Origin of the sequence: Phaeobacter sp. JH20_02 (assembly GCF_048056915.1) — a bacterium.
In the GTDB taxonomy this organism is placed as follows: Bacteria; Pseudomonadota; Alphaproteobacteria; order Rhodobacterales; family Rhodobacteraceae; genus Phaeobacter; species Phaeobacter bryozoorum.
The window spans coordinates 131,678-154,772 of sequence record NZ_JAYMVP010000009.1 but is presented as its reverse complement, the minus strand read 5'-3'; the positions used below and the strand labels follow the sequence as shown (position 1 = coordinate 154,772).

The 23,095-nt window shown below is 56.5% G+C and carries 29 protein-coding genes; 16 read left to right on the top strand and 13 right to left on the bottom strand.

The genetic code is table 11. The features are described from left to right. Window positions 1-18 precede the first annotated feature (18 nt). The 3 genes from trxA to VWY34_RS02385 all read left to right on the top strand — a co-directional run bounded on the left by trxA (window position 19) and on the right by VWY34_RS02385 (window position 1,138). The gene (gene trxA / locus VWY34_RS02395; RefSeq protein ID WP_340547099.1) at window positions 19-339 is read left to right on the top strand and encodes a thioredoxin; all 321 of its coding nucleotides are present in this window, start codon (window positions 19-21) and stop codon (window positions 337-339) included. Window positions 340-428: 89 nt separating this feature from the next. Further along, window positions 429-776: a Lin0512 family protein gene (locus VWY34_RS02390; RefSeq protein ID WP_340547100.1), complete on the top strand. Its 348-nt coding sequence runs from the start codon at window positions 429-431 to the stop codon at window positions 774-776. Further along, complete coding sequence (locus VWY34_RS02385) at window positions 773-1,138, top strand: Lin0512 family protein (protein WP_416544133.1); 366 nt, start codon at window positions 773-775, stop codon at window positions 1,136-1,138. Before VWY34_RS02390 ends, VWY34_RS02385 begins: the two co-directional genes overlap by 4 nt. An 81-nt stretch (window positions 1,139-1,219) precedes the next feature. On the opposite strand, the gene VWY34_RS02380 is transcribed toward VWY34_RS02385, so the two are convergent. Together VWY34_RS02380 and VWY34_RS02375 are read right to left on the bottom strand one after the other, a co-directional pair. After that, window positions 1,220-1,414 carry a DUF1127 domain-containing protein gene (locus VWY34_RS02380; RefSeq protein WP_340547102.1) on the bottom strand — a complete coding sequence of 65 codons (195 nt, stop codon included), beginning with the start codon at window positions 1,412-1,414 and terminating at the stop codon, window positions 1,220-1,222. A 70-nt stretch (window positions 1,415-1,484) separates the two neighbouring features. After that, window positions 1,485-1,664, bottom strand: coding sequence for a hypothetical protein (locus tag VWY34_RS02375; protein ID WP_416544132.1), 180 nt, complete (start codon window positions 1,662-1,664; stop codon window positions 1,485-1,487). 166 nt (window positions 1,665-1,830) lie between these two features. On the opposite strand from VWY34_RS02375, the gene hslV reads away from it, so the two are divergent. The 4 genes from hslV to VWY34_RS02355 all read left to right on the top strand — a co-directional run bounded on the left by hslV (window position 1,831) and on the right by VWY34_RS02355 (window position 6,020). Next, complete coding sequence (gene hslV, locus VWY34_RS02370; RefSeq protein ID WP_340547103.1) at window positions 1,831-2,394, top strand: ATP-dependent protease subunit HslV; 564 nt, start codon at window positions 1,831-1,833, stop codon at window positions 2,392-2,394. A 1-nt stretch (window position 2,395) separates the two neighbouring features. Next, window positions 2,396-3,466, top strand: a complete 1,071-nt coding sequence (locus tag VWY34_RS02365) for a hypothetical protein (protein ID WP_340547104.1) — start codon at window positions 2,396-2,398, stop codon at window positions 3,464-3,466. Window positions 3,467-3,478: 12 nt separating this feature from the next. Further along, window positions 3,479-4,789 carry an ATP-dependent protease ATPase subunit HslU gene (gene hslU, locus VWY34_RS02360; protein ID WP_416544131.1) on the top strand — a complete coding sequence of 437 codons (1,311 nt, stop codon included), beginning with the start codon at window positions 3,479-3,481 and terminating at the stop codon, window positions 4,787-4,789. A gap of 85 nt (window positions 4,790-4,874) precedes the next feature. Further along, window positions 4,875-6,020, top strand: a complete 1,146-nt coding sequence (locus VWY34_RS02355) for an alpha/beta hydrolase (protein WP_340547106.1) — start codon at window positions 4,875-4,877, stop codon at window positions 6,018-6,020. A 13-nt stretch (window positions 6,021-6,033) separates the two neighbouring features. On the opposite strand, the gene VWY34_RS02350 is transcribed toward VWY34_RS02355, so the two are convergent. From VWY34_RS02350 to VWY34_RS02340, 3 genes are read right to left on the bottom strand one after another with little or no spacing between them, the layout of a single operon-like run. After that, the gene (locus VWY34_RS02350) at window positions 6,034-6,636 is read right to left on the bottom strand and encodes a Smr/MutS family protein (protein WP_416534352.1); all 603 of its coding nucleotides are present in this window, start codon (window positions 6,634-6,636) and stop codon (window positions 6,034-6,036) included. Further along, entirely contained in the window at window positions 6,636-7,691 is a 1,056-nt protein-coding gene (locus VWY34_RS02345; RefSeq protein WP_416534351.1) for a murein transglycosylase A, read from the bottom strand. Before VWY34_RS02345 ends, VWY34_RS02350 begins: the two co-directional genes overlap by 1 nt. After that, entirely contained in the window at window positions 7,688-8,344 is a 657-nt protein-coding gene (locus tag VWY34_RS02340; RefSeq protein ID WP_416534350.1) for a Tim44/TimA family putative adaptor protein, read from the bottom strand. Before VWY34_RS02340 ends, VWY34_RS02345 begins: the two co-directional genes overlap by 4 nt. Before the next feature lie 115 nt (window positions 8,345-8,459). Here VWY34_RS02340 and VWY34_RS02335 point away from each other — a divergent pair, with 115 nt between their 5' ends. Continuing rightward, a complete protein-coding gene (locus VWY34_RS02335) occupies window positions 8,460-8,966 on the top strand; it encodes an FxsA family protein (protein ID WP_416539888.1) in 507 nt (168 codons plus the stop codon). Window positions 8,967-9,044: 78 nt separating this feature from the next. Further along, window positions 9,045-9,539, top strand: coding sequence for a protein-export chaperone SecB (gene secB / locus VWY34_RS02330; protein ID WP_340547111.1), 495 nt, complete (start codon window positions 9,045-9,047; stop codon window positions 9,537-9,539). Window positions 9,540-9,631: 92 nt separating this feature from the next. Here the strand turns inward: secB and dnaQ are convergent, their stop codons facing one another. Genes dnaQ through VWY34_RS02310 form a run of 4 tightly spaced genes read right to left on the bottom strand, consistent with a single transcriptional unit; the run spans window position 9,632 to window position 12,381 of the window. Then, window positions 9,632-10,369 carry a DNA polymerase III subunit epsilon gene (gene dnaQ, locus VWY34_RS02325; RefSeq protein ID WP_340547112.1) on the bottom strand — a complete coding sequence of 246 codons (738 nt, stop codon included), beginning with the start codon at window positions 10,367-10,369 and terminating at the stop codon, window positions 9,632-9,634. Next, window positions 10,362-10,955 carry a dephospho-CoA kinase gene (gene coaE, locus VWY34_RS02320; protein ID WP_416544130.1) on the bottom strand — a complete coding sequence of 198 codons (594 nt, stop codon included), beginning with the start codon at window positions 10,953-10,955 and terminating at the stop codon, window positions 10,362-10,364. Before coaE ends, dnaQ begins: the two co-directional genes overlap by 8 nt. Continuing rightward, entirely contained in the window at window positions 10,952-11,785 is an 834-nt protein-coding gene (locus tag VWY34_RS02315) for a shikimate dehydrogenase (RefSeq protein ID WP_416534347.1), read from the bottom strand. The genes coaE and VWY34_RS02315 overlap by 4 nt, the downstream gene beginning before the upstream one ends. Beyond that, complete coding sequence (locus tag VWY34_RS02310) at window positions 11,782-12,381, bottom strand: Maf family protein (RefSeq protein WP_340547115.1); 600 nt, start codon at window positions 12,379-12,381, stop codon at window positions 11,782-11,784. The genes VWY34_RS02315 and VWY34_RS02310 overlap by 4 nt, the downstream gene beginning before the upstream one ends. A 405-nt stretch (window positions 12,382-12,786) precedes the next feature. Between VWY34_RS02310 and VWY34_RS02305 the strand changes: the two genes are divergently transcribed. The 7 genes from VWY34_RS02305 (at window position 12,787) to VWY34_RS02275 (ending at window position 20,187) form a co-directional block, all read left to right on the top strand. Further along, window positions 12,787-13,242, top strand: coding sequence for a CopD family protein (locus VWY34_RS02305; protein WP_416544129.1), 456 nt, complete (start codon window positions 12,787-12,789; stop codon window positions 13,240-13,242). Window positions 13,243-13,373: 131 nt separating this feature from the next. Then, window positions 13,374-14,645: a transcription termination factor Rho gene (rho, locus tag VWY34_RS02300; protein WP_416534345.1), complete on the top strand. Its 1,272-nt coding sequence runs from the start codon at window positions 13,374-13,376 to the stop codon at window positions 14,643-14,645. 30 nt (window positions 14,646-14,675) lie between these two features. After that, the gene (gene mnmE, locus VWY34_RS02295) at window positions 14,676-15,968 is read left to right on the top strand and encodes a tRNA uridine-5-carboxymethylaminomethyl(34) synthesis GTPase MnmE (protein WP_416539886.1); all 1,293 of its coding nucleotides are present in this window, start codon (window positions 14,676-14,678) and stop codon (window positions 15,966-15,968) included. 12 nt (window positions 15,969-15,980) lie between these two features. Next, the gene (gene mnmG / locus VWY34_RS02290) at window positions 15,981-17,855 is read left to right on the top strand and encodes a tRNA uridine-5-carboxymethylaminomethyl(34) synthesis enzyme MnmG (protein ID WP_416544128.1); all 1,875 of its coding nucleotides are present in this window, start codon (window positions 15,981-15,983) and stop codon (window positions 17,853-17,855) included. A gap of 1 nt (window position 17,856) precedes the next feature. After that, window positions 17,857-18,471 (top strand): 16S rRNA (guanine(527)-N(7))-methyltransferase RsmG, encoded by a 615-nt coding sequence (gene rsmG, locus VWY34_RS02285; protein ID WP_416539884.1) that lies wholly within the window; start codon window positions 17,857-17,859, stop codon window positions 18,469-18,471. Continuing rightward, window positions 18,464-19,273, top strand: a complete 810-nt coding sequence (locus VWY34_RS02280; RefSeq protein ID WP_340547121.1) for a ParA family protein — start codon at window positions 18,464-18,466, stop codon at window positions 19,271-19,273. The genes rsmG and VWY34_RS02280 overlap by 8 nt, the downstream gene beginning before the upstream one ends. Before the next feature lie 20 nt (window positions 19,274-19,293). Next, entirely contained in the window at window positions 19,294-20,187 is an 894-nt protein-coding gene (locus VWY34_RS02275) for a ParB/RepB/Spo0J family partition protein (RefSeq protein ID WP_416539883.1), read from the top strand. Here VWY34_RS02275 and VWY34_RS02270 read toward each other — a convergent pair. The 4 genes from VWY34_RS02270 to rph are packed head-to-tail and all read right to left on the bottom strand — an operon-like array spanning window position 20,177 to window position 23,006. Further along, window positions 20,177-20,530, bottom strand: a complete 354-nt coding sequence (locus VWY34_RS02270) for a YbaN family protein (protein ID WP_416544127.1) — start codon at window positions 20,528-20,530, stop codon at window positions 20,177-20,179. The two genes, VWY34_RS02275 and VWY34_RS02270, sit on opposite strands and share 11 nt — an antisense overlap. Before the next feature lie 4 nt (window positions 20,531-20,534). Next, complete coding sequence (hemW, locus tag VWY34_RS02265) at window positions 20,535-21,689, bottom strand: radical SAM family heme chaperone HemW (protein WP_416544126.1); 1,155 nt, start codon at window positions 21,687-21,689, stop codon at window positions 20,535-20,537. Further along, a complete protein-coding gene (rdgB, locus tag VWY34_RS02260; protein WP_102855694.1) occupies window positions 21,682-22,296 on the bottom strand; it encodes an RdgB/HAM1 family non-canonical purine NTP pyrophosphatase in 615 nt (204 codons plus the stop codon). Before rdgB ends, hemW begins: the two co-directional genes overlap by 8 nt. Beyond that, window positions 22,293-23,006, bottom strand: coding sequence for a ribonuclease PH (gene rph / locus VWY34_RS02255; protein ID WP_416544125.1), 714 nt, complete (start codon window positions 23,004-23,006; stop codon window positions 22,293-22,295). The genes rdgB and rph overlap by 4 nt, the downstream gene beginning before the upstream one ends. Window positions 23,007-23,095 lie beyond the last annotated feature (89 nt).

Genomic DNA, 23,095 nt, shown 5'->3' with positions numbered 1-23,095 from the left:
TCTTAGGGAGACATGCCCATGTCCACCGTCGCCGTAACCGATGCCACTTTTGACGCCGAAGTGAAAAATTCCGAAGTCCCCGTTGTGGTGGATTTCTGGGCCGAATGGTGCGGTCCCTGCAAACAAATCGGCCCCGCTCTGGAAGAGCTGGCCGCTGAGTATGGCGACAAGGTGAAGATCGCCAAGGTCGATGTAGACAGCAACCCGAACTCCGCAGCGGCCATGGGCGTGCGCGGTATTCCTGCGCTGTTCATCTTCAAGGACGGTCAGGTCGTGTCCAACCGCTCAGGTGCAGCGCCCAAGGCTGCTTTGCAGAGCTGGATCGACGAGTCGATCTAAGACCGCCGGTAGGCCGAAGAGATCAGAGGCGTCCCATCGGGGCGCCTTTTTTATGGTTAGGTTTCAACCCAATGGACAGGAGCCGCATCATGGCTGAAACACGGGTACTGGTCGAATTTGGCATGGGCACGTCGCTGCGGCGAAATGACTATACCGAGGCCGCCAAACGAGCAATCAGAGACGCGCTCTGGCATAACTCCGTCAATGTTGCGGAGCTATTCGATTTCCCTAAGGAAGCAATGCGAATCCGCGCTGAAATCGGCGTGCAGAACCCTGAGGCCGTAGATCGGGCGGCGCTTTGTGAGATCTTTCCTTATGGTACACCAGACATCCACGTGAGCGAGGGAGGGCTTGATATTGACAAGCCGGGCGGCGGCCAGACCGTCATCGCCAACGCCGCTATCATCGTTTCATTTGATATGGAGCCGATTGCATGACTGAGAAACGCAGTATTCTGGAGATGGGAACCGGCAACGATCTCTACGGGCAGGACTACACCAAAGCCGCCCGGCGCGCCGTGCAGGACGCGCTGCACCACTCATCAATCACGCTATTTGCCAAATTGGGCATTGATCATGCCGAAATGCGTGTCGAGGTTACCATCGGCGTTCAGGAACCGGATAAGGTAGATTGCGATCTGGTGGCAGGCGATCTGCCCCGCGGGCGTGCGACAGTGCGCGCCGTACACGGAGGGCTGGATGTGGTTGATGATGCCGATGGCGGCAAACATGTTATTGCAACCGCCGCTATTGAGGCTTGGCTCCCGGATCAGGCAGGGCGCTACCGGCTACGCTCCTGATGGCCTAGTGATCCTACGCAAAAGAAAAAGCCGCCCTGGAAGGAGCGGCCAAATCATCTTTGTGACTGAGGATGAGCGTCCTCAGATCTTTGCGATATCCGCGCGGGTCAGACCGATGTCTTCCAGCTGCGTATCGGTCAGCGCGGACAGAGCCTTGCGGGTGTCACGTGCTTCTTTCCAAGCCACGATCGAAGACTTGGCGTTGTAGACTGCGTCCACCAGGCGGAGTACGGTGACTGCTCCGAGCGGCGCATGGATGTTTGCGGTGGTAGCCATTTGCGCATTCCTTATGAGAACCAGCCGACACCATGTCGGTTGTGAGCCTCATGTAGGGTGGCCTGCCGAGTCACACAATTGCCGGTTCGACAGCTCCGATTTGCAGTTTTTGCATAGCATGAATTTCGGGCGCTTTGCCCAGATAAAGGCAACTCTCCCAGCGCGTTCCAGTCGTGACGAACACCTGTTCCATTTCACCTGAACAGAATACCCGCATCAGGGCGCAAATTGTCGGCTCTGCGATGATCATCAGATGACCACTTGTGAAAACCGTCCGGTCGGTCGTTGCAAGAAGATCATAGCCAGGGCGCGGGCAGGGCGCCTATTCGCTTGATCCCCGGCACCCGCAGCGGATAGCACCCGGTTGAGGTACAAAAGACCAGTGCCCATATAGGCCTGGAAACAAGGAGAACACGATGGCAGACGATCAATTCCCGGGCTGGCACGGTACGACAATCATCGGCGTGAAGAAGGATGGCGAGGTCGTCATTGCCGGCGACGGGCAAGTTTCCCTTGGGCAGACCGTGATCAAGGGAACGGCACGCAAGGTCCGCCGCCTGTCGCCCGGAGGTTTCGATGTCGTCGCGGGTTTTGCCGGCTCCACTGCCGATGCCTTCACCTTGCTTGAGCGGCTTGAAGCCAAGCTTGAGGCCACCCCCGGTCAACTCGCACGTGCCAGCGTGGAATTGGCCAAGGACTGGCGCACCGACAAATATCTCCAGAAATTGGAAGCGATGCTGATCGTGACCGACGGGGCAGATATGTTTGTGATCACCGGCGCCGGGGACGTGCTGGAGCCAGAACATGATGTTGCCGCCATCGGATCGGGTGGAAATTTCGCGCTGGCCGCTGCCCGCGGCATGATGGACAGTGACCGCAACGCCGAAGCCGTGGCCCGTGACGCAATGGCCATCGCGGCTGATATCTGCGTTTACACCAATGGACGTCTGACAGTCGAACGGATCAGCCAGAAGGACTGATATGAGCCATATCGATCAAAACGACATTCGGGCTGCGGTTGGTGCCGGCCTTCTGAGCGAGGCGCAGGCCGCCTCGCTTATGGCGCTGGCCCACAGCAGACGCGGTGCGCGTGAAAATCTGGCACCGGGCGATGAGCCGTTTGAGCTGTTCAAAGGGTTCAATGAGATCTTCATCGTGATCGGTTTGATCATTCTGTCGACGGGCTGGGCCGCTGTTACCGGTATTTCCATGGCCGAAGGGTTGGGCGGGCTGGTTGAGAAAGCCACCATGTCCTCCATCATCGGCGCGGTCGTGCTTTGGCTGCTGAGCGAATATTTCATCCGTCGTCGTCGCATGGTGGCGCCGGCGATTGCACTGTCGATCCTCTGGACGCTGAATGCAGGCGTCGGACTTACGGCTGAATTTTCGCAGGTGTTCATGGTCATGCAAGGTGACTATGGCAGCCTGCCCTTGCCCCTCGGGCTGACAACGGTTGCCATCGCGGTCTACTGGCTGCGCTTTCGGGTCCCTTTTGCCATGGCTCTGATCGCTCTTGGTGTCTTTGCGCTGGCCCTAATGCTGGCCGCAAATCAGTCGGGCAGCCTGACGGGCATTGGCGATCTCTTCCTGCTTTCTGCGTCAGGCCCGTTTGCCTGGGTGACATTGCTGGTTGGTCTCGCTGTGTTTGCCGTCGCGATGATGTTTGACCTGAGCGACCCGCATCGGGTCACACGACGCTCTGCGCAGGGCTTCTGGCTGCATGTTGTTGCGGCGCCGGCGCTGGTTAATACGATCGCGCTCAGCCTGCTTAACAGCGGCACCTCCGAGGCCAATCTGGCGCTGATGGCAGTGCTGTTTGCATTTGCCGTGGTCGCGATCATCATTGACCGGCGCTCATTTCTGATTGCGGCCATCGGCTATAGCGTCACCCTCGCGGCGACAGTGTTTGACGGCGATGGCGCTGCGACCACCATTCTCGTGCTGGGCCTGTTCCTGGTGATCCTCGGCGCGTTCTGGGCGCGGATCCGGGCCCTGCTGATTTCCCCCCTCTCACGGGTGCTGCCGCTTGACCGGCTGCCGCCCGCCCACTGAAACGGACCCCTCATGACTGATCTCACCCCTCGCGAAATCGTTTCCGAACTTGATCGCTTTATCATCGGCCAGACCGATGCAAAGCGTGCCGTAGCCGTCGCGCTGCGCAATCGCTGGCGTCGCAAGCAGCTGGGCGATGATCTTCGGGATGAAGTCTATCCCAAGAACATCCTGATGATCGGGCCCACCGGCGTCGGCAAAACGGAGATTTCCCGTCGTCTGGCCAAACTGGCCCGCGCGCCGTTTATCAAGGTCGAGGCGACAAAGTTCACCGAGGTCGGTTACGTCGGCCGCGACGTAGAGCAGATCATCCGTGATCTGGTGGATATCGCCATTGTTCAGACCCGCGAACACATGCGTGAGGACGTCAAGGCCAAGGCCCGCCAAGCGGCGGAGGAGCGAGTCATCCAGGCCATCGCCGGCGAGGATGCCCGCGACGCCACCCGCGAGATGTTCCGTAAAAAGCTTAAAGCCGGCGAGCTGGATGATACTGTCATCGAATTGGATGTCGCCGACAGCTCGAACCCGATGGGTTCCATGTTCGAAATCCCCGGTCAGCCCGGTGGCAACATGGGGATGATGAACCTTGGCGATCTGTTCGGCAAAGCCATGGGTGGTCGGACGACCCGCAAGAAAATGACCGTCGCAGACAGCTACGACATCCTGATTGGTGAGGAAGCGGACAAGCTGCTTGACGACGAAACCCTCACCAAGGCGGCGCTGGAGTCCGTTGAACAGAACGGGATCGTCTTCCTGGATGAGATCGACAAGGTCTGCGCACGTCAGGATGCGAGGGGCGGCGATGTCAGCCGAGAAGGTGTGCAACGTGACCTGCTGCCGCTGATCGAGGGAACGACCGTTTCGACCAAACACGGCCCGGTGAAGACCGACCATATCCTGTTCATTGCCTCCGGTGCGTTTCACATCGCGAAACCCTCCGACCTGCTGCCAGAATTGCAGGGGCGACTGCCAATCCGCGTGAACCTGCGTGCCCTGAGCGAGAAAGACTTCGTCCGCATTCTGACCGAAACCGACAATGCGCTCACTCTGCAATATACGGCGCTTCTGGGGACAGAGGATGTCAACGTGCGCTTCACCGACGATGGCATCGCATCACTCGCCAAGATCGCGGCCGAGGTGAATCAGACGGTCGAGAACATCGGGGCGCGGCGACTCTATACCGTGATCGAACGTGTCTTTGAGGAGCTGTCTTTCAGCGCGCCGGATCGGTCGGGTGAAACGGTCATTGTAGATGCTGCTTTTGTCCGCAAGAACCTTGGTGAATTGACCAAATCGGCTGATGTCAGCCGCTATGTGCTCTAACGGTCGTCAGGGCATCTGCCCGATCTGTGGACATAGCGGCAGGCCGCCAGTAGCCTGCCGCTATTGTTAATAGATGGCCCCGCGCATGAATTTTTCACGAGTCCTGTTCAGCATCAGCATGGTTCTGATCGTGGCAGCAGGCTGCACCGACAGATCCTTTACCCCAACTGTGCCGGAAGCCTTGGAAATCGGCAAAGCCAAGACCATTTTTGGCGCAACGACACGCCGGCCCCTTCCAAATGGAACCTATGGCGCGGAGCGATCCGATACGCTGCGCCTACTGGAACTGACGGTCTCAATCCCGCCGAACCATTCACCGGGACAGCTGGATTTTGCCTATGCTGAACCCGATCCCGAAACGCAATTCACCATGGCGGGCCGGGAAGAGGTTGCCGATATGGCGGAACTGAACAATCGCGTCGCGCGGGAACTGGATAACTACCCGGTTGGGGAGCGTGATATCACCGTATTTGTGCATGGGTTCAACTCCACCCAGGCTGAAACGGCGTTCCGGGCTGCTCAGCTGAGCAACGATATCAATATCCCCGGCGCCACGATCATCTATTCCTGGCCCAGCCAAGGAAACCCGCTGGGCTACGCCTATGATGGCGATAGCGTGTTGTTTGCACGTGATGGGTTGGAGCAGCTCCTGCGCAATCTGAAGCCTGGCGCGTCAAACCGCGTCGTTCTGGTCGCCCATTCCATGGGATCGCAGCTGGTGATGGAAACCATGCGCCAGATGGAAATCAAAACACCAGGCTGGAGCAGCAAGAACCTCGGCGCGGTGATCCTGATGTCCCCGGATCTCGACGTTGAGGTTTTCCGCAGTCAGATGCGCCGCATTGACCCGGTTCCACAGCCCTTCGTCGTCATGGTTTCGCGCAAGGATAACGTATTGAACCTGTCGCAGCGACTGCGCGGAACACATAACCGCGGTCGGCTTGGCAATCTGAAATCACTGGACGATGTCTCTGAGTTGCCGATCGAAGTGGTCGACACCACCGCCTATGCCGATACGGCGGAATCCGGGCATTTCGTAGCCGCGACCTCGCCGGCAGTGCTGTCGATCTTGAATTCAGCCCGCCAGACCGCAGCAGCCTTTGACCGTGACGCCGTGTCGATTCAGCGGCTGTTCCCCGGTCGTTTGGTTGTCGAAAAGGAAGACAACGCGGTCGAAATCACGCTTTCGGAAAACTATCAGGCCAATGTGTATCGCGGTGAAGATCGCTGAGGCAGTCCACCAATCAGCGATGTCGCCGAAGATAGATGTAATAGGCACCGCCACCACCATGGCTGACATGGGCCGGGGTCACCTGAAGTACGACCTGCGACAGTGGCGGCAGTGACAGCCACTGCGGTACCTGATGACGCAGGACGCCACGCGGAACAGGCATCGGTCCGGGTTCATCTCGATCTTTGCCTTTTCCGGTGATCACCAGAACCAGCCGCTTGCCCGCAGAATGGGCTGACAGGACAAACCGAACCAGCGCAGGGTGGGCTGCATCGACCCGCATTCCATGCAAGTCCAGCTTCCCCTCCGGTTTCAGCTTGCCACGTTTCATCTTGCGGTAGGCTTTGCCATCCATCTGCATCGGCGCAGAAATCAGCCCCCTTGTCACACTGGGCTTAAGATCATGTCTGGTCGGCTGGGATATGGCTTTGGAACCCAGTTCAAACAGCTCTGGCGTGAACCTCTCCTGCGGTGGCAGAGGCGATTTGCTCGGCCTGGGCTTGGGCAGGGGAGCGGTGGCTGGCGCAGTACGTGTTTTAGGGTGCAGCCGCTCGGCCTGACGCGCCACCCGGTGCCAGAGGTCTATTTCTTCGGAGGTCAGTTTGCGGCGGCTCATCAGAAATCCCCCGGCAATAGCGCATAGGCTCGCTGGATCGGAAGCAGCACCACCATGCGACCGGGATCGCGTAGCTTGCCAGCTTCGATCCCCGCCTCATCCCCGCTGCCAAAGAACACATCGGCCCGCTGCGCGCCCTTTATGGCGGAGCCGGTGTCCTGCGCAATCATCAAGCGCCGCATAGGTTTAGCACCATCCTTTTCCAGCCAGACCGGTGCCCCCAGTGGCGTATATTTCGGATCAACAGCCAGGCTGCGCAATGTGGTCACCGACCGGTTCATCGCGCCCAGCGGGCCGGCAGAGGCTGGAATACGGCTCACCTCACGGAAGAACACATAGGAGGGGTTGTGCATCAGCAAATCCTCGCCGGCGAGCGGATTGCGCCGCACCCAGCGTTTGATCACCGCAGCGCTGACCTGATGGATATTATAAATCCCACGGCGAACCAATTCGGTGCCAATGGATCGATATTCATGACCATTGGCGCCGCCATAGCCAACCCGGATCGAGGAGCCATCCGACAGGCGAATTCGGCCGGATCCTTGGATTTGAAGAAAAAACAGCTCGACCGGATCATCGACCCAGGCGATCTCCAGCCCGCGCCCTTCCATGATGCCGCTTGTCAGAAGTTCGCGCCGTGTCAGCCATTGGCTGGAGTTGCGCGCCTCCGGCGGCTGCCGGTAGACCGGATACCGATACCGGGAGCTGGGCCTGCGCGCGCCTGACAGCTCAGGTTCGAAGTAACCGGTAAACAACGCCGGCGTGCCATCCTCGATCAGGACAGGGCGAAAAAGCAGCTGGAAGAACCCACGCGCAGATTGCGGATCCTGTTCACGCGCAAGCGCACAAAGCGCGCGCCAATCCGGATCGTCCAGATCGCGGCAGGTCTGCAGGAAGGCGCCGAGCGCCTCCTCATGATCGTCCTCCGCCCAGCCTTCTAGCTGAGCAAAGGACAACATTGTATAGGTCGTTTCTGCCTGCCCGCCCTGCGGGAACAAATATGCGCCAGCCCCAAGGGCCAGCGCACAGAGTGCCCGCCGGAGCCCGTGCATCATGCGTCCGTGGCGACCAGATGCCAGTTCGGATCCGCACTGCCCATGGTGCGGCCAAAGACCCAGGTGTCCTTCTGGCGTTTCAGGGCCTTGGGATCGCCCTCGACGATATCACCGCCACGGTCCCGCACGACGGAGGTCAGTTCCGCGACAAACCTCATGGTGATTTCTGCATTGCCTGTAGCCGGATCAAAGCTGGTATCGGTCAAGGTCGTTTCACGCACGCCGACAAATTCCGCCTCGATGGTCAGCCCCTGATCTTCGCGGTGCGAAACAGCGGTGACAAAGCTCTCAAAGACATCGGGCGCGAGGAACGGTTCGATTTCGTCCAGATCCCCTCGTTCAAACGCCATCAGGATCATCTCGTAGGCACCGCGAGCGCCCTGCACAAAATCCCGTACCTCAAAGGAGGGTTCGGCTTTCTTCATTGCGGCAAGGTCTTTGGCCTGCGAACTATCCTCAGGGACATAGTCAATGATGTCATGGTCCGGCCCACCTTCGATTACCTCGAGCTCAGGACGGCGGCTCTGGCGATCTGATTGAGGCAGGGCCGGCTTTTCGAACCCTTCACGGGTGCCAAGAACGCTCTTCAGGCGCAGGATCAAAAACACGGCAATACCGGCCAAAACCAACAGCTGAATCACGGGCGACTCCATAACAACCTCTACGGTAGATGTTCATGCTTCGTTTGAAACTAAAGCGTTCCAACCTTATGTAGGTGACGGGTCGGCGCAAGTCCACCGTCCCGCGCAAGTTCTGAGGAAACCCCGCATGTATCTTTTTCTGGCCTTCCTGATGGTTCCGATCATCGAAATCGCACTTTTTATTCAGGTCGGTGGCGCGATTGGCCTGTGGCCCACGCTGGCCATTGTGGTCCTGACTGCGGTTTTGGGAACCTGGCTGGTGCGAACGCAGGGTAGGCTGGCATTGGGCCAATTGCGCACGTCTTTTGAACGGTTGAATGACCCCACGGAACCTCTCGCGCATGGTGCGATGATCCTCGTTGCCGGCGCGCTGTTGCTGACACCTGGATTTTTCACTGATGCAGTCGGCTTTGCATTGCTTGTCCCGCAGATCCGTATGGCCGTCTACCGGTACCTGCGTTCAAAAGTGACGGTTGCACGGTTCCAAATGGGTCCTGGGAGCATGCAGGGGCGCAATTACCCCGGCGGTCACTCCTCCGGTAGGCCCGGCGATATCATTGACGGCGACTACGAGGACGTCACTCGGGATAGACCGCGCAATGGCCCATCCGGTTGGGTCGATGACAAGAGGTAAGCGGCTCGCGTGACACCCCGTTGAGATACGTGCGCCAAGCTGCTAAGCACAGGCGAAACATAGTTTAGGAGTAGCTTCATGGCCGAAAACGGCGCAACAGAAGGCGTGCAGCAGCCGCAAGTCCAGATGAATATCCTGGGTCAATTCATCCGCGATATGTCGTTTGAAAACGTCATGGCGCAAAAAGGCGTCGGCGCCGACGCTAAGCCCGATGTGAGCGTACAGGTTGCGCTTGATGCAAAGAAGCGTCAGGCCGAAAATCAGTATGAAGTCATGACCAAGCTGAACATCGAATCCAAGGACAAGGAGGGCAATGCTGTCCTGTTCGTTCTGGAACTGGAATATGTCGGCATCTTCAACATTGTCGGCGTGCCGGAAGACCAGCTGCATCCGTTCCTGCTGATCGAATGCCCCCGCATGTTGTTCCCGTTTCTGCGCCGCATCGTCTCTGACGTGACCCGAGACGGTGGTTTCCCGCCGCTGAACCTCGACAATATCGACTTCGTCGCGATCTATCGCAACGAGTTGGCACGTCGTCAGGCCGACGCAGCTGCCGCCGACAAACCGCAGTAAGCATTATACAGCGGCGCCCTTGGCCCGCTGACAAAAAACGCCGCTGGGAAACCGCGGCGTTTTTTGGCTGGCAGTCGCGCGGGCGCGGGGGGTCAGCTGCCGGAGCTGTTCCACAGTGCTCCGTCACCCATCTTCGCAACAAACGCGTCATGCGCCTCCTGTTCTTCTGCGGTAAGTCGTGCGGGCAGGGGTGTCGGCCTTGCCGTAGGGCGCCAGTCCTCTGTTATCACAGTCCCGCTACGCGCCTTATCGCTTGATGCTGAAAGGCCGAAATCGGGCTGCCGACCACCAATCAGTTCAAGATAGACATCTGCCAGAATCTCGGAGTCGAGCAGCGCGCCATGCAACGTACGATTGCTGTTGTCGATATTGAACCGACGGCAGAGCGCATCCAGTGTCGCCGGCGACCCGGGAAAGCGCTTGCGCGCTATGGCAAGCGTGTCAATTGCCTGATCCATCGGCAGTTTTGGCAGGCCCATCCAGTCCAGCTCGGCATTCAGGAATTTCATGTCGAATGCGGCGTTGTGGATGACCATTTTGGAATCCCGCACGAAATCCAGAAATTTCTGCCCGACTTTCGAAAATACCGGTTTGTCGCGCAATGTCACCGCACCGGGTCCGGGTTGTTGTGGCGGTTCAAGAAGATCCGGCCCGATGCCGTGCACCTTGAACGCGTCCTGCGGCATGGAACGTTCGGGGTTGATATAGACATGAAAGGTTTCGCCCGTTGGCATGTGATTGAGCAACTCAACCGCACCGATCTCGACGATGCGGTCGCCAGAAAACGGATCAAATCCTGTTGTCTCGGTATCAAGGACGATTTCACGCATCTGCAACCTGCTTTCTGATCTGGGCAAGGATGGCGCGCACCTGATCGCGCGCATGGTCGGGCGTATCGGTCTGGATCAGAAAATCCGACCGCGCTTTCTTTTCCTCTATCGGCATTTGTTTCTGAAGGATCTGTTCAAATTGCTCAACCGACATTGTGCCGCGCTCCATGACCCGGCTGCGCTGCGTCTGAGCGTCGATCCACACGCAGGCCACCGCATCCATACCTGCGTCACCCCCGGTTTCAAACAGCAGGGGAATATCGAAGACCAGAACATCATGCGACGACGATGCTCTGAAAGCCTCGCGGTCAGCGGCGACAAGCGGATGCACGATTGCTTCGATGCGGGGCAGGGCGCTTGCATCGCCGGCGATGATCTCACGCAGACGTGCCCGGTCGACCCGCCCGCCGGCGATGGCCGTCGGGAACAGCGCGCCAATCGGCGCAACCGCAACTCCATCTGCATCGTATAGGCGATGAACGGCTGCGTCGGCATCCCAGACCGCACATCCTTCATCGGCAAAAATCTGCGCGGTTGCGCTCTTTCCCATTCCGATGGATCCGGTTAGCCCCAGTGCAAAGCTCATGCCAACGCGGCCTCACGTGTGGCTTCATCGACCTCCGGTCGTTTGCCAAACCACCGTTCGAACCCTGGTACAGCCTGATGCAACAGCATCCCCAAACCATCTACCGTGGTACAGCCGATATCCTCAGCCCATTTCAGCATTTCCGTCTTCAGCGGAGTATAGACCAGATCGGTCACAACCGTGCCGGGGCGCAGACCATCCAGCGGCACCCGCAGGCGCGGCTTTCCAATCATTCCCAGTGAGGTCGTATTCACGAGCAGCGCGGCCTGTTCGACGACGTTGCCAACCTGCACCCAATCCACCACCTGGATCCGCGATCCGAACTCACTGCGAAACTGGTCTGCCCGCTCCCGCGTTCGATTGCTGAGCAGGATCTCGGGGACGCCAGCTTCCAACAGGGAGGCAATCACGGCACGGCTGGCGCCGCCAGCGCCAAAGACGACCGCCGGACCTGATGCTGGATCCCAGTCAGGAGCGGATTGATGCAGATTGGTAATGAAGCCGTATCCGTCTGTATTATCTGCCAGGATTGACCCATCGGGTCGGAAGATCAACGTATTGGCCGCGCCGATCAATGTCGCACGATCCGTCACCTGATCGGCGATATCCATGATTTTCTCTTTATGAGGAATTGTGACGTTTGCCCCAACAAATCCCATCATCGGCAGGCTGCGCACAACAGTTTCCAGCTGATCGGCTTCAACATGCAGCGGAACATAGTGACCGGCAATGCCATGCGTTCTAAGCCAATGGCCATGGACCAGTGGCGACCGCGAATGCGCCACTGGATTGCCAATCACACCAGCCAGAGGGATGCGTGCGTCGCTCATTGTTCTATCACTCCCTGCAGGGCCAAATAGTTGAGCAGCTCGAGGAGGGGTAACCCAAGAACATTGAAGTAGTCCCCTTCGATCGTGCTGAACAACCGCACCCCTTCTTCCTCAAGTTTATATCCGCCAACAGCATGGCGGATACTGTCCCAGTTACGCGCCACATAACCGCGAAGATAGGCATCCGAGCTGGACCGCATCCGCAATCGCACCTGCCCAACATGCCGCCACATCGGTTGACCATCGCGGTAGATGACCGCAGCGGACAATAACATATGTCGCTGACCCCGCATTATTTTCAGCTGCGCAAAAGCTTCATCCGAATCTTTTGGTTTTGATAACAATTTTCCATCAAACTCGAGCACCTGATCACAGCCCAATACAAGGGCCCCGGGATACTTGGCACTGACTTTGCGCGCCTTCGCTTCTGCCAGCGTATCGGCGATGTCCCGCGGCTTGGCCTCCTCGGCCAGGAGCGCGGATTTGATGGCCTCCTCATCGATGCGGGCGGCGGCAACCTCGAAAGGAACGCCGGCCTGTCGCAGGAGCTGGGCGCGAATTTGTGACCCAGAGGCCAGAACGATGTGGGTAGACATGTGGAAAACCCCGTGGGCAAGAGTGTGATGGGCCTTGGACGGTTTGTATGAAATTTCGGCCATTTCGCAAGCCGTGGAGAACCTCAAAATCCCCATTTGCTTGCCGGCAGATTCGCCCTGAGAGGATAGGGATAACTTCCAAATCGTGGATATCTCAGTTGCTCCGGTTTCACCCCAAGCTTATCCCCAAATCAAACTTAGCTTACCGGCACAGTATTCCTGTTGTTTTTATGGCCTGCCGGCAAGAGTCATCATGTCGCTGGGGGTAAAGCTGGTAAGTTATCCAGAGCAGGGATAAGCCAGTGGATGAGTCAGTTATCCACCGTATTTCAGGTGCACTACTAAAACATCATCCTTTTAAAATACTTATATTTTAAGGGGAGAGAGGGAACCGAGAGGCCGACCATGGATCTGAGCGATCTACTGTTTGAAATTTACCCCTACGCCAAATCGCTGCACATCATGGCCGTGATCAGCTGGATGGCTGGTCTCTTCTATCTACCGCGTCTTTTTGTCTATCACGCGGAACAGGCAGAGAAGGTGCCAGAGAGCCTTCCGATCTTTGTCATGATGGAGGAGAAGCTGCTTCGTATCATCATGCGGCCCGCCATGTACGTCAGCTGGGCAGCAGGCCTCGTAATGGTGTTTACGCCGGGGTTGGTGGACTGGAGCGTTATCTGGCCCTGGAGCAAGGGCCTGAGCGTTCTGGGGATGACCTGGTTCCATCACTGGCTGTTGTTCCGTCACCGGGACTTCGCAAACGGGCAGAACACCCGAACCGGTCGCAGCTATAGAATGATGAATGAGGTCCCGACGCTGCTGATGGTGGTCATCGTCATATCAGTCATTTTCAAGTTCTGAGCGGGGGTTTGACTCAAACGGGAACACCCCTTATGTATGCGCCCTAACGGGCCCGTCCGGGCACTCGTGTCTTCCTTATACCTATGACACCGCTCCCCAGTTAACAGGGGGAGAATAAAGGCCGTATATATATGACCGTTCAATCCCTGAACCTTTCCGATCTGAAGGCAAAAAGCCCCAAGGATCTTCTGTCCATGGCTGAAGAGCTTGAGATCGAAAACGCCTCCACGATGCGCAAGGGCGAGATGATGTTCCAGATCCTGCGTGAACGCGCAGATGAAGGCTGGGAAATCGCCGGCGATGGCGTGCTTGAGGTACTGCAAGACGGCTTCGGTTTCCTGCGCTCTCCTGAAGCGAATTACCTGCCGGGTCCTGATGACATTTATGTCTCGCCTGACATGATCCGTCAGTATGCGTTGCGGACGGGCGATACCGTTGAGGGTCAGATTAAGTCGCCACTGGAAAACGAGCGCTATTTTGCGCTGACAAATGTTACCAAGATCAACTTTGAAGATCCCGAAAAAGCGCGCCACAAGATCGCCTTTGACAACCTGACGCCGCTCTATCCTGATGAACGGCTGAAGATGGAGATCGAAGACCCAACCATCAAGGACCGGTCTGCCCGTGTGATCGATCTGGTTTCGCCGATCGGTAAAGGTCAGCGTTCTCTTATCGTGGCACCGCCGCGGACCGGTAAAACGGTGATCCTGCAGAACATCGCGCATTCCATCGCGAAAAATCATCCTGAGTGTTACCTGATCGTTCTGCTGATCGACGAACGCCCGGAAGAAGTCACGGATATGCAGCGGTCGGTGAAAGGTGAGGTTGTCTCCTCAACCTTCGACGAACCAGCGACCCGGCATGTTGCCGTATCTGAGATGGTGATTGAGAAAGCGAAGCGTCTTGTTGAGCATAAACGAGATGTAGTTATTCTTCTGGACTCCATCACAAGACTTGGTAGGGCCTTTAACACTGTGGTACCATCGTCTGGTAAGGTTCTGACCGGTGGTGTCGATGCAAACGCCCTGCAGCGCCCGAAACGATTCTTTGGTGCGGCGCGGAATATCGAAGAAGGCGGTTCGCTTACCATCATCGCCACCGCATTGATTGACACCGGCAGCCGTATGGACGAGGTGATCTTTGAAGAATTCAAAGGTACCGGTAACTCGGAAATCGTCCTTGATCGTAAGATTGCGGACAAACGCGTCTTCCCGGCAATTGATATTCTCAAGTCGGGTACTCGGAAAGAAGACCTCCTCGTTGATAAGGGTGACCTGGCCAAGACATTTGTCCTTCGCCGTATCCTCAACCCGATGGGGACCACTGACGCAATCGAGTTTCTGTTGTCTAAGTTGAAGCAAACAAAGACAAATTCTGAATTCTTCGACTCAATGAACACCTAATACCCGGGCCGGCACGAAAGGAAGGTTCCGATGGACACGATCTTTGCGCTGGCCTCCGCTCAGGGGAAGGCCGGCGTTTCGGTTATTCGATTGTCAGGTCCTCAGGCGATCAACACCGCTTCTGTTATCAGTGGCGGTGCTTTGCCGTGTCCTGGGCGTAGTCTGCGGGTGATTTCCGATCAGGCTGGCGCTCGGATTGATGAGGCATTGATCCTGACATTTGCCGGCCCCAACAGCTTTACCGGTGAGGATACGGTTGAATTCCAGGTTCATGGAAGTACAGCTGTTGTAACCGCGATGCTTGAGCTTCTGGGTAGGTTCGATGATGTGCGCCTTGCGGATCCGGGCGAATTCACTCGGCGTGCGCTCGAAAATGGTAAGCTTGACCTTTCTCAAGTTGAAGCGCTGGCGGATCTTATCGAGGCTGAGACGGATGCTCAGCGTGTCCAGGCGCAAGCCGTTCTCGCCGGCGGCTTGGCAGACCTGGCCGAGCGGTGGCGCAAGGATCTCATTCGCGCAGCCTCACTTATTGAAGTGACTATTGATTTCGCTGATGAAGATGTCCCTGTCGATGTAACCGCCGAGGTTGCGGGGCTGCTCGCCGGCGTAGCTGCTGATTTGCAGCCGCAGATTTCAGGTGTTCAAATTGCTGAACGTATTCGGAATGGATTCGAAGTTGCTATTGTCGGCGCGCCGAATGTCGGAAAATCGACTTTGCTCAATGCGCTCGCCGGCCGTGAGGCGGCTATTACTTCTGAATACGCGGGTACGACGCGTGATGTGATCGAGGTCCGGATGGATCTGGCGGGTCTCCCTGTGACGCTACTCGACACCGCCGGCTTGCGGGAGACTGACGACCATGTTGAAGGGATCGGTATCAAACTTGCAAAGAAGCGCGCTCAAGAAGCAGACCTTCGCGTATTTCTGACCGACGATCCTGCTGCTATTGATATCGACATCGAGCCTGACGATATTGTGGTGGTTCCAAAAGCCGACCTGGCCGAAGAACATCAGGATGTGCTGGCGATATCTGGAAAAACCGGGCAGGGCGTCGAGGCTTTGATAGTGGCTATCACCGATATCCTACAGAACAGGGCCGGAAAAGCTGGTATTGCAACGCGTGCGCGTCACAAGGAAGCGATGCGAACCGCATCTGATCGTCTAAACTCGGCACAGATGATCTTAGCCGATGGACCTGAATACTATGATGTCGCAGCGGAGGATATCCGGTCTGCTATCCGTGCTTTGGAGATGCTTGTGGGACGGGTCGGTGTTGAGAACCTACTGGACGAAATATTCTCAAGTTTCTGCTTGGGGAAATGAGGAGTGTTTCACGTGAAACATCCAGATTATGATGTGATTGTTGTTGGCGGTGGTCATGCCGGCACGGAGGCTGCACATGCAGCAGCCCGCATGGGTGTGAGGACCGCACTCGTGACCCTGACGAAGGAGGGCATCGGTGTGATGTCCTGTAATCCCGCCATTGGCGGATTGGGGAAGGGGCATCTTGTCCGAGAGATAGACGCCCTTGATGGCGTCATGGGGCGTGTTGCAGATAAGGCCGGTATCCAGTTTCGACTGCTGAATAGACGTAAAGGCCCTGCGGTTCAGGGGCCGAGAGCGCAATCCGATCGTAAAATCTACCGCCTGCAAATGCTCGCCGAAACTCAGGATCAGTCCAATCTGGATATCGTCATCGGTGAAGTCATCGACTTTCTTATGACCGGTGACCGCATTCAGGGTGTGCGTCTCGCCGATGATAGTGAAATCTTCAGCCAGGCCGTGATCCTGACTTCAGGTACGTTTTTAAGAGGCGTCATTCATATCGGGGACGTCTCCAGGCCCGGTGGCCGTATGGGCGATAAGCCCTCAGTGCGGCTTGCAGAGCGGCTGGACAGTTTCGATCTTCGCTTGGGAAGATTGAAAACCGGCACTCCGCCGCGACTGGATGGTCGGACAATCGCTTGGGATAGACTTGAAGGCCAACCTGGAGATGAAGATCCCACTCTGTTCAGCTTCCTGAGTAAGTCAATTTCAGCGCCTCAAGTGGTGTGTGGGATCACGCACACCAATGAAAACACACATGATATCATCCGAGATAATCTTGCCAGATCTGCGATGTATGGTGGGCATATTGAAGGGGTAGGGCCCAGGTATTGCCCATCCATCGAAGATAAAATTGTGCGCTTTGCCGATAAGACAAGCCATCAGATCTTTCTTGAGCCGGAAGGTGCAGATGATCATACCGTTTATCCAAACGGCATCTCAACGAGCCTGCCGGTGGATGTCCAAGAGCGCTACGTGCGCTCGATAGTCGGATTGGAAGAAACCGAAATACTGCAGCCAGGATATGCAATTGAGTATGACTATGTCGATCCTCGCGCGCTTGGGTTGGATCTGGCGCTGAAATCGCATCAAGGCTTGTATCTAGCCGGCCAGATCAATGGCACGACGGGTTATGAGGAAGCTGCAGCTCAAGGGCTAGTGGCTGGTCTGAACGCGGCGCGCTATGCCAAAGGAAACAATCCGGTCACATTCAGTCGCTCTGAAAGCTATATTGGCGTGATGATCGATGATCTGACAACCAATGGCGTAACTGAGCCTTATCGCATGTTCACATCGCGAGCTGAGTTTCGCCTTTCACTTCGCGCCGATAATGCTGATCAACGGCTGACAGGTATTGGCATCGAGTTGGGTTGCGTGGGAGAACGCCGCCACGCTGCCTTCTCCAAAAAAATGGAGAAGCTTGAGGCTGCGCGGGACGTGATGGATAGCCGTCAATTCACGCCAAAGGAGATCAACGAGGCCGGCGTAATTGTGAACCAGGACGGGAAGCGGCGAACTGCCATGGATGTGCTGGCGTTCCCGAATGTCGTTTTTGAAGATATCCTGCGCTTGCTTCCCGAGTTGGAGCAGTGCGAGGAGCCTATTCGCCGACAGATCGAGCGGGACGCACTCTATGCGAATTATATCCTCCGTCAGAAGCGCGAGATCGAGGCGATGAAGCGCGACGAAGGATATCTTATTCCCGCTGATTTTACCTATGATTTCGAAGGGCTTTCGAACGAGTTGCGCGGAAAGTTGGAGCGATCAAGGCCTGAAACCCTCGCGCAGGCTGGTCGGGTGGATGGCATGACACCAGCTGCGCTTGCTTTGATCCTTGCCAGGCTCCGGCGTGGCAGTACTGTGACCCAGGGTAGGACCGCCTGAGATGATTGAAATGCAAATTGGAAAGTCATATGTTTCACGTGAAACATATGATCGCCTTAAGCATTATGAAAGTTTAGTAAAAAAGTGGTCTCCCAAGATCAATCTCGTAGCAAAATCCACTCTGGACAGTGTTTGGGACCGGCATATCGTCGACTCTATCCAGATTTGTGAGCTGACTGAGTTTCCGAAGACTTGGGTCGATATCGGCAGCGGCGGCGGCTTTCCTGGGGTGGTTGTGGCGATCATTGCAGCGGAGCGGGCGCCTGATTGTTCGATCACGCTGATTGAAAGCGATCAAAGGAAATGCGCCTTTCTGCGCACGGCTATTAGGGAATGCGGCGCGACGGCAAAAGTGGTTTCTGAGAGAATTGAAAAGGTTCCATCAATCGGCGCCGATGTCATGTCTGCCCGCGCTCTGGCTGATCTGACGACTCTTCTTGGTTTTGCCGAACATCATCTTCATCCCGGTGGAATTGCTTTGCTTTCCAAAGGAGTGCAATGGAAAAAAGAAGTGGATAACGCGAGGAGCCAATGGCAATTCGACCTGAAATCTACTAGTAGTTGGACTGAACCCGAGGCGGTTATACTAGAAATCAGGGGAGTGACGCGTGTCTGATTTGTCCCGGCCGGCTGGGCCTCGTATTATTGCAGTCGCCAACCAAAAGGGCGGAGTTGGCAAAACCACGACAGCAATCAATTTGGCGGCGGCCTTGGTAGAAACCGGCTACAGGGTTTTGGTGGTCGATCTTGATCCGCAAGGAAACGCGTCTACAGGTTTAGGTATCGAAGCAGCTGACCGAACCCATACGACATATGATCTTCTCGTTGATGATGTCGCATTGAGCGATGTCATTCGAGAGACTGAGATCGAAGATCTTTGCATTATTCCTGCTACCGTCGACCTGAGTTCGGCTGATATCGAGCTTTTCACCAATGAAAAGCGCAGCTTCCTTCTGCACGATGCACTTCGTCAGCCGGCAATGGATGAATACGACTGGGATTATATCCTGATCGACTGCCCACCATCGCTGAACCTATTGACGGTTAATGCTATGGTGGCTTCGGATTCGGTTCTCGTTCCTTTGCAGAGTGAGTTCTTTGCTCTGGAAGGGGTGTCTCAGCTGATGTTGACCATCCGTGAGGTGCGTCAAACCGCCAATCCCAATCTTCGTATTGAGGGGATTGTCCTTACCATGTTTGATCGCCGGAATAATCTGTCTCAGCAGGTTGAGCAAGACGCTCGCGGTCATTTGGGGGAGTTGGTATTCGAAACGAAGATCCCTCGTAACGTACGTGTCAGTGAGGCGCCGTCTTATGCGCTGCCGGTGCTGAACTACGACACAAACTCGCTTGGGGCGAATGCGTATCGCGCCCTTGCAGAAGAACTGATTGCGAGACATCAGAAACTCGCAGCCTGACCACAGCTGGAGGCGCAGTAATGTCAGAAAAGAAAAACAAACCCAGAGGATTGGGAAGAGGCTTGTCAGCTCTAATGGCGGATGTGAACCCGGAACCTGTTAGCACAGAAAAACAGGCAATCAGAAGCACCGAAGTCATGGTGCCGATCGAAAAAGTAATCGCGAACCCGGATCAGCCGCGTCGCCAGTTCCTACAGGAGGATTTGGACGATCTGACGGCGTCAATCAGGGAAAAGGGCGTACTGCAGCCGCTGATCGTGCGCCCGCGCCCAGGCGGTCAATACGAGATTGTTGCCGGCGAACGTCGTTGGCGTGCCGCGCAAGGCGCTCAGCTGCACGAGGTCCCAGTTATTATTCGGGATTACTCGGATGTCGAGATGATGGAAGTCGCCATTATCGAAAACATTCAGCGGTCCGACCTGAATGCGATGGAAGAGGCGCAGAGCTATAAACAGCTTATGGATAAATTTGGCCATACCCAGGAGAAAATGGCCGAGGCATTAGGGAAGAGCCGTAGTCACATTGCAAATCTCGTCCGGCTGTTGCATTTGCCGGATGATGTTCAGACCTTGGTTCAGGAGCGCCGCCTTTCGGCCGGTCATGCTCGTGCTCTGATCACCTCAGACAACGCGTCAGAGCTCGCCAAGAAAATCGTCAAGGGTGGTCTGTCGGTTCGCGCAACTGAGGCTCTGGTGAAGAAGGATGCAGCGGGTCTTCAGGCTGCGACCTCTCGCTCGGCGAAGAAGTCTGCAGAGAAGGATGCCGATACCCGTGCGTTGGAAGCTGATCTATCAGCTGCCTTGCGTATGAAGGTGTCGATTGACCATCGTGCTGGTGGCGAGAGCGGGGTTGTATCTATCAGCTACGCGTCTCTGGATGAGTTGGATGATCTTTGCGGACGTCTCAGCCGTTAGGGCGCGTCCAAATAAAGACCATCACTGCGCTTAGGACAATGGCCTGGATGATCAGGACATGTGAAGAGGCAGACAGTAGAATGGATAGGCTGAAAACGGCGGCAACCGATAGGGTTGCCGCTTTTTTTGCGGCCGGGCGAATCGCTCCTCTTTCGTGCCAGTTCTGAATCATGGGGCCGAATAAGCGGTGACTGATGATCCAGTCATGCAGGCGTTCGGAGGAGTTGGCAAAGAAGAAGCTTGCAAGAAGAAGGAAGGGGACTGTCGGCAGAAGTGGGAGGGCAACACCCAGTAGCGCCAGGCCAACACAGAGCATTCCGAGCGTGGCGTATAGAACCCTCATTCGATCACTCCACCAATAGTTCGCGGAGGACCGCATTCAAGACTGCACGACCGGAATCGGTTGCCCGCAGACGGTTGCCCGAAATCTCGATCATACCGATATCTGCCAAGTCGGAGATACGGTCAGCAGGAAGTGATCGGCCGGAGATTTCCTGAAAACGATCACTATCTAGCCCCTCGACAAGCCGCATGCCCATCATCATGTATTCGGCGCTACTCTCTTCTGATGTCAATTGCGTGCGGCTGGTCTCACCGGTTGTGCGTTCGGCGGCATTGAGCCAGGCACCGGGTTGAAGATAGGTTTCAGTAGCATATCGCTGACCTCCAATGGTGAGGCGTCCATGGGCGCCCGGACCGATACCAAGGTAATCACCATACCGCCAATAGATCAGATTGTGTCGGGACTCCGCACCGGGGCGTGCATGATTGGAGATTTCATAAGCGGGCAAGCCATGATTGTCGCAGATTTCTTGTGTCGCTAGATACATGTCTGCTGCGTTGTCATCACTGGGAAGATCCCGCAGCTTGCCCTTGGCATAGCGATCCCCAAAGGCGGTACCTTCCTCAATTGTCAGCTGGTAGAGAGAAAGATGATCAATGGCCATCGACAAGGCCTGATCAAGCTCCTGTCGCCAGTCGGTGAGTGTTTGGCCCTGTCGGGCATAGATCAGATCGAAACTGACTCGGTCAAAGCAGTTTCGAGCCACATCAAACGCCTTCTGCGCCTCGGCGACGTTGTGCAAACGCCCCAAGCGGCGTAGGTCATCGTCGTTAAGTGCCTGAATACCCATAGAAATCCGATTGACGCCGGCATCTCGGTAACCAGCAAAGCGACCGGCTTCGACCGAGGTCGGATTTGCTTCAAGCGATATCTCTATGTCATTGGAAAAAGGCCATATTTCACGCGCCGTTTCGATGATGGAGGCGACAGTATCCGGATGCATCAGCGACGGCGTACCGCCTCCGAAGAAGATAGTGTTCAAGACACGACCAGAAAGCTCTGGAGCAGCGCGCAGCATCTCTGCACGATAGGCGGCGGCCCATCTGGTTTGATCAATCTGCGCCGTGACATGGCTGTTGAAATCGCAGTAGGGGCATTTGGCCTGGCAGAACGGCCAGTGGATATAAAGCCCAAAACCCCCGTTGCGCCAATCATCCACCGAAACAAGCCTCGACGAATTTGGCAACGGCCTGGCCGCGGTGGCTGATCTTGTTCTTGGCCCAGCGATCCATTTCGGCGCAGGTCTGATCATGACCATCAGGTTGGAACATTGGATCGTAGCCAAAGCCGTCCTTGCCCCGTATGGGCCAGACGAGTTGTCCAGGCATCACACCTTCAAAGACCTCATCATGACCATCTGGCCAGGCCAGAACCAAAGTGCAGCGGAATTGGGCGAGCCGCGGGTGGGGGGCTTGTTTCGCTTCCAGTTCGTTATGGGCACGCGTCATTGCCATCATGAAATCGCGTCCGTCACCGGTTTCTGCCCAGTCGGCAGTATACACTCCGGGGGCGCCGTCGAGCGCATCAATGGTGATACCCGAGTCATCGGACAGGGCGGGTAGGCCGGTCGCCTTTGCGGCGGCATGGGCCTTGATCCGCGCATTTCCGACAAAGGTATCTTCTGTCTCGGCCGGCTCGGGCAGGTCCATTTCGCCGGCACCAATTACCGTGACGCCAAACGGCTGGAGGAGATGCTTCATCTCCTCCAGCTTGCCTTTGTTGTGTGTGGCGACAAGCAGGCGGTCGCCGGCAAACTTGCGTGTCATGCGCAGGCTGCCTTTTGCATCTCGGCCAGTTCAGCGGTGCCTTTGGTCGCCAAATCCATCAGGGTGTTCAATTGCTCACGGCTGAACATGGATCCTTCGGCGGACATCTGGACTTCGATCAACTGGCCCGATCCAGTAATGATGAAATTGCCATCCACACCGGCTTCGGAATCCTCCGGGTAGTCGAGATCCAGGACAGGCTGGCCTGCATAGATACCGCAGGAAACGGCCGCGACGGGATCAACAAGCGGGTCTATCTTGACCTCACCTGTCTTCATCAGTTTGTTCACTGCAAGCCGCAATGCCACCCAACCACCGGTGATCGACGCACAGCGCGTGCCGCCGTCGGCCTGGAGGACATCGCAGTCGATGCTGATCTGCCGTTCGCCAAGCGCGACGCGGTCAACACCTGCGCGCAGGGCACGACCGATGAGGCGCTGGATTTCGACAGTGCGGCCACCCTGTTTGCCCATTGCGGCTTCACGGCGCATACGGGTGTTCGTGGCGCGGGGCAGCATCCCATATTCGGCGGTTACCCAGCCCAACCCGGTGCCTTTGATAAAGGGCGGAACGCGGTCCTCGATGGTTGCGGTACACAGCACATGGGTGTCGCCCATCTTGATCAGGCAGGACCCTTCGGCGTGTTTGGTGAAGCCTGTTTCGATGGAAACGGCGCGCATTTGGTTCAAGTCTCGTCCAGAGGGTCGCATGGGTCATCCTTTGTTTGCTTACCAATCGGGATAGCGCCCGCAGGGTTGGCGATGCAAGCATGATTGACCTTTTGATGCTGCGCTCTTTA

Excerpts from the sequence above, each read along its gene's own strand:
- trxA (WP_340547099.1), top strand. The coding sequence starts at position 19 with ATGTCCACCGTCGCCGTAACCGATGCCACTTTTGACGCCGAAGTGAAA.
- VWY34_RS02390 (WP_340547100.1), top strand. The coding sequence starts at position 429 with ATGGCTGAAACACGGGTACTGGTCGAATTTGGCATGGGCACGTCGCTG.
- VWY34_RS02385 (WP_416544133.1), top strand. The coding sequence starts at position 773 with ATGACTGAGAAACGCAGTATTCTGGAGATGGGAACCGGCAACGATCTC.
- VWY34_RS02380 (WP_340547102.1), bottom strand. The coding sequence starts at position 1,414 with ATGGCTACCACCGCAAACATCCATGCGCCGCTCGGAGCAGTCACCGTA.
- VWY34_RS02375 (WP_416544132.1), bottom strand. The coding sequence starts at position 1,664 with ATGATCATCGCAGAGCCGACAATTTGCGCCCTGATGCGGGTATTCTGT.
- hslV (WP_340547103.1), top strand. The coding sequence starts at position 1,831 with ATGGCAGACGATCAATTCCCGGGCTGGCACGGTACGACAATCATCGGC.
- VWY34_RS02365 (WP_340547104.1), top strand. The coding sequence starts at position 2,396 with ATGAGCCATATCGATCAAAACGACATTCGGGCTGCGGTTGGTGCCGGC.
- hslU (WP_416544131.1), top strand. The coding sequence starts at position 3,479 with ATGACTGATCTCACCCCTCGCGAAATCGTTTCCGAACTTGATCGCTTT.
- VWY34_RS02355 (WP_340547106.1), top strand. The coding sequence starts at position 4,875 with ATGAATTTTTCACGAGTCCTGTTCAGCATCAGCATGGTTCTGATCGTG.
- VWY34_RS02350 (WP_416534352.1), bottom strand. The coding sequence starts at position 6,636 with ATGAGCCGCCGCAAACTGACCTCCGAAGAAATAGACCTCTGGCACCGG.
- VWY34_RS02345 (WP_416534351.1), bottom strand. The coding sequence starts at position 7,691 with ATGATGCACGGGCTCCGGCGGGCACTCTGTGCGCTGGCCCTTGGGGCT.
- VWY34_RS02340 (WP_416534350.1), bottom strand. The coding sequence starts at position 8,344 with ATGGAGTCGCCCGTGATTCAGCTGTTGGTTTTGGCCGGTATTGCCGTG.
- VWY34_RS02335 (WP_416539888.1), top strand. The coding sequence starts at position 8,460 with ATGTATCTTTTTCTGGCCTTCCTGATGGTTCCGATCATCGAAATCGCA.
- secB (WP_340547111.1), top strand. The coding sequence starts at position 9,045 with ATGGCCGAAAACGGCGCAACAGAAGGCGTGCAGCAGCCGCAAGTCCAG.
- dnaQ (WP_340547112.1), bottom strand. The coding sequence starts at position 10,369 with ATGCGTGAAATCGTCCTTGATACCGAGACAACAGGATTTGATCCGTTT.
- coaE (WP_416544130.1), bottom strand. The coding sequence starts at position 10,955 with ATGAGCTTTGCACTGGGGCTAACCGGATCCATCGGAATGGGAAAGAGC.
- VWY34_RS02315 (WP_416534347.1), bottom strand. The coding sequence starts at position 11,785 with ATGAGCGACGCACGCATCCCTCTGGCTGGTGTGATTGGCAATCCAGTG.
- VWY34_RS02310 (WP_340547115.1), bottom strand. The coding sequence starts at position 12,381 with ATGTCTACCCACATCGTTCTGGCCTCTGGGTCACAAATTCGCGCCCAG.
- VWY34_RS02305 (WP_416544129.1), top strand. The coding sequence starts at position 12,787 with ATGGATCTGAGCGATCTACTGTTTGAAATTTACCCCTACGCCAAATCG.
- rho (WP_416534345.1), top strand. The coding sequence starts at position 13,374 with ATGACCGTTCAATCCCTGAACCTTTCCGATCTGAAGGCAAAAAGCCCC.
- mnmE (WP_416539886.1), top strand. The coding sequence starts at position 14,676 with ATGGACACGATCTTTGCGCTGGCCTCCGCTCAGGGGAAGGCCGGCGTT.
- rsmG (WP_416539884.1), top strand. The coding sequence starts at position 17,857 with ATGATTGAAATGCAAATTGGAAAGTCATATGTTTCACGTGAAACATAT.
- VWY34_RS02275 (WP_416539883.1), top strand. The coding sequence starts at position 19,294 with ATGTCAGAAAAGAAAAACAAACCCAGAGGATTGGGAAGAGGCTTGTCA.
- VWY34_RS02270 (WP_416544127.1), bottom strand. The coding sequence starts at position 20,530 with ATGAGGGTTCTATACGCCACGCTCGGAATGCTCTGTGTTGGCCTGGCG.
- rdgB (WP_102855694.1), bottom strand. The coding sequence starts at position 22,296 with ATGACACGCAAGTTTGCCGGCGACCGCCTGCTTGTCGCCACACACAAC.
- rph (WP_416544125.1), bottom strand. The coding sequence starts at position 23,006 with ATGCGACCCTCTGGACGAGACTTGAACCAAATGCGCGCCGTTTCCATC.